We start from the raw sequence: 1,962 nt of genomic DNA, 5'->3' as shown, positions 1-1,962 counted from the left end.
GGTATCTGGCAAGGACGGTTTGTCAACTCTGAACTGCCGTGGCTGCGCTGGTGGGATAATCAGGGTCATTTGCTTCTGAGCGGCGACGAACGAGCCGAGCAAGAGAGTCAGCGAGCCGAGCAGGAACGTCAACGAGCCGAGCAAGAGAGTCAGCGCGCCGAGCAGGAACGTCAACGAGCCGATCGACTCGCAGAGCGGTTGCGGCAGCTTGACATTGATCCCGATACCATGTAGCCGCTAAGCTGTTCCACGTCGAGTTTGCTGCATCTATGCCTCTAAAGTTCTACATCGTAGACGTATTTGCTGAGAAGAAATATGCAGGCAATCAGCTTGCAGTGTTCACCGAAGCGGCAGCGCTTTCCACCGAGGAAATGCAGCAGATCGCCAAGGAAATGAACTACTCAGAGACGACCTTCATTTTGTCCTCGCAGGAGCGAGACGGTGGCTACGACGTGCGGATTTTTACGCCCGCGAAAGAACTTCCCTTTGCCGGACATCCAACGCTGGGAACAGCGTTCATTCTGCAACACGCCATCATTCAGCAGCCCGTGGAAACGATCGTCCTCAACCTCAAAGTTGGACAAATTCCCGTTGCAATCACGTACCGCGATCGCCGCCCGGACATTCTAACGATGAAGCAGAGGCCCCCGATATTTGGCGACGTGGTTACGGCAGCGACGATCGCGCCCGTTCTCAATCTCGATATCGCCGACATTGATTCACGCTTTCCGATTCAGGAGGTCTCCACCGGAGTCCCATTTCTGATTGTGCCGCTGAAAACGCTGGCGACATTGAAGCGGATTAAGGTGAACGTCGATCGCCTCGCCGAAGTGGTCGAATCCCTTCAGGCAAAGGAGGTTTTTGTCTTTTGCCCCGAAACTCGCAACCCTGCAAACCACTTCAGCGCCCGCATGTTTGCGCCCCTACTTGGCATTGCCGAAGACCCTGCGACCGGAAGCGCGAACGGCTGCTTTGCAGGCTACCTCGCACAGCACAACTATCTTGAATCTGCCTTAGTGGATGTGCGCGTCGAGCAGGGCTACGAAATTGGTAGACCATCGCTGCTGCTGCTGAAGGCACAAAAGCAAGCTGACATTATAGAGGTGTCGGTGGGTGGAAATGTAATTTTGGTTGCCCAAGGCGAGTTTGTTTAGGAGGATGTATGACCAGCATTACGGTGCGATCGCACGTTGGAACCGACGGCGTATTAACGCTGCAGCTTCCAGTTGAGCTATCCGATACAGAAGTAGAGGTCACGGTGACAGTCACTCCTACTCCGCCAGCACGCGAAACCACTCCAGACGATCGCGGCTGGTCGCCGGGCTTCTTTGAGCGGACATTTGGTCAGTGGCAGGGTGAGCCGTTAGAGCGAGGAGAACAGGGCGAATTTGAGGAGCGAGACTGGGATGGTTTGAATGATTTACCTACTTGATACCAACACCTGTATTCGCTACATTACTGGTCGAAGTCGGGCGATTTCTGACAGGTTTCGTGAAATTCCACGTCAGGACATACGGCTTTGTGACATCGTTAAGGGTGAAATGTACTACGGCGTTTATAAAAGCTTGTTTAGGGAAAGTAATTTAGCGCTGTATCGAGAGTTTTTTGGCGAGCTTGAGAATTTACCATTTTGATAGTGCGGCGGCTGATATTTATGGCAACATCAGAGCGAATTTGGAGAGAAGAGGAACTTTAATTAGTCCCTACGATCCCCTAGGATCTCCAAATTGCTGCGATTGCTCTCGCAAATAATCTGATTCTCGTCACGCACAATACGCGAGAATTCAGTCGAGTTGAGGCATTACGGTTAGACGACTGGGAACATTAGAAAATGCTGGAGCTAAAAGAGCGATTGCGATCGCACCTCCGCGAAATTGTCCGTGAACGCGATGTTTATCTGGCAACTGCTGGGCACTTCTATGTGCAGCAGTATATTCGTCAGCAGTTGAGCCAGTGGGGACC

At 52.3% G+C, this 1,962-nt stretch carries 3 protein-coding genes and 1 pseudogene; all 4 read left to right on the top strand.

Annotation, left to right across the window (positions count from 1 at the left end; genetic code table 11):
• Window positions 1-234, top strand: a 234-nt coding sequence (locus tag H6F43_RS15570; RefSeq protein ID WP_190343640.1) for a DUF874 family protein, incomplete at its 5' end; no start/stop codon positions are given.
• Window positions 235-269: 35 nt separating this feature from the next.
• Window positions 270-1,154, top strand: a complete 885-nt coding sequence (locus H6F43_RS15565) for a PhzF family phenazine biosynthesis protein (RefSeq protein ID WP_190343639.1) — start codon at window positions 270-272, stop codon at window positions 1,152-1,154.
• Window positions 1,155-1,162: 8 nt separating this feature from the next.
• Complete coding sequence (locus tag H6F43_RS15560) at window positions 1,163-1,432, top strand: hypothetical protein (protein ID WP_190343638.1); 270 nt, start codon at window positions 1,163-1,165, stop codon at window positions 1,430-1,432.
• A 402-nt stretch (window positions 1,433-1,834) separates the two neighbouring features.
• Window positions 1,835-1,962, top strand: a pseudogene (locus H6F43_RS23200) (peptidase M28); the annotation flags it as partial.

This window comes from Leptolyngbya sp. FACHB-36 (assembly GCF_014695955.1).
In the GTDB taxonomy this organism is placed as follows: Bacteria; Cyanobacteriota; Cyanobacteriia; order Leptolyngbyales; family Leptolyngbyaceae; genus FACHB-36.
This window is presented reverse-complemented; position numbering and strand designations above follow the sequence as displayed.